The organism is Microbacterium sp. B19 (assembly GCF_000333395.1).
Taxonomy (GTDB): Bacteria; Actinomycetota; Actinomycetes; order Actinomycetales; family Microbacteriaceae; genus Microbacterium.
Genome location: NZ_BADA01000305.1, coordinates 1 through 1051, shown reverse-complemented (window position 1 = coordinate 1051; position 1051 = coordinate 1). Strand labels below are relative to the sequence as shown.

The 1051-nt window shown below is 71.5% G+C and carries 1 protein-coding gene and 1 pseudogene; one reads left to right on the top strand and one right to left on the bottom strand.

The genetic code is table 11. The features are described from left to right. Positions 1–693: 5'-3' exonuclease H3TH domain-containing protein (locus I5G_RS10740; RefSeq protein ID WP_026095841.1), on the top strand; the 693-nt coding region annotated here is incomplete at its 5' end. 2 nt (positions 694–695) lie between these two features. Here the strand turns inward: I5G_RS10740 and I5G_RS26485 are convergent. Then, positions 696–1051 (bottom strand): annotated as a pseudogene (locus tag I5G_RS26485) (hypothetical protein); the annotation flags it as partial.

Genomic DNA, 1051 nt, shown 5'->3' with positions numbered 1-1051 from the left:
CAGGCGCATCGGGTGGTCGAGGCCGTGACGGGCGCGCCGGACGTCGAGGAGGTGCCGGAGGCGCTCACCGCGCAGATCCCGCTGATCCGCGAAACCCTCGAGACGCTCGGCCTTGCGATCGTCGGGGCGCCCGAGCACGAGGCCGATGACGTCATCGGAACCCTCGCCACGCGCGCGGACGTGCCCGTCGACATCGTCACCGGGGATCGCGACCTCTTCCAGCTCGTCGACGACGACCGGGGTATCCGAGTGATCTATACGGCTCGTGGAATGAGCAATCTCGAGATCATCGACGACGCGGCCGTGCAGGCCCGCTACGGCATCCGGGCAGCGCAGTACGCCGACTTCGCAGCGCTCCGCGGCGACCCGTCCGACGGCCTTCCGGGCGTGCCGGGCATCGGCGAGAAGTCGGCGGCCGCGCTGCTGGCAGCTGGCGGCGACCTCGGCGGCATCCGTTCCGCCGCCGCGGAGGGCACTGTTGGATCTCCGGCGCAGCGGGCCAAGATCCTGGCCGCCGCGGACTACCTCGACGTCGCGCCGACGGTCGTCCGGGTCGTGCGCGACCTCGACCTCGCGCCCGCCGACGACCGGATCACCTTCGATGACGCTCGTGCCGAGGCCGCCACCGAGCTCGCCGCGCGCTGGAACCTCGGCACGTCCATGACCCGGGCACTGGCCGCGCTGCGCGCCTGACCTCAGCGCTCGCGCGCGAGCCACTCCCGCAGCCGCGGAAGGGGCCATGTCGTGATGATCCGCTCAGCGGGCACACCGGCCGCTTCCGCACGTGCCGCCCCATGGTCGAGCAGCGAGAGTTGCCCGGGCGCGTGGGCATCGGTGGCGGGGATGACGTCGTTGGAGGCGTTCTTGAAGTCGCTCACGGCAGCGGTGAGGTTCCAGCCCTTGAGGACGTTGCGGTCGTCGACGACGGTGACCTTGCCGAGCTTCTTGGTGACGCTCGCGTTGCGCGCGACGTTGCCGAAGTCGACCTTGGTGGCCTCGGCGTTGAGCGACCACAGGTCGCTCGCCGTCACGGCGGCGGTCAGGTCGACCG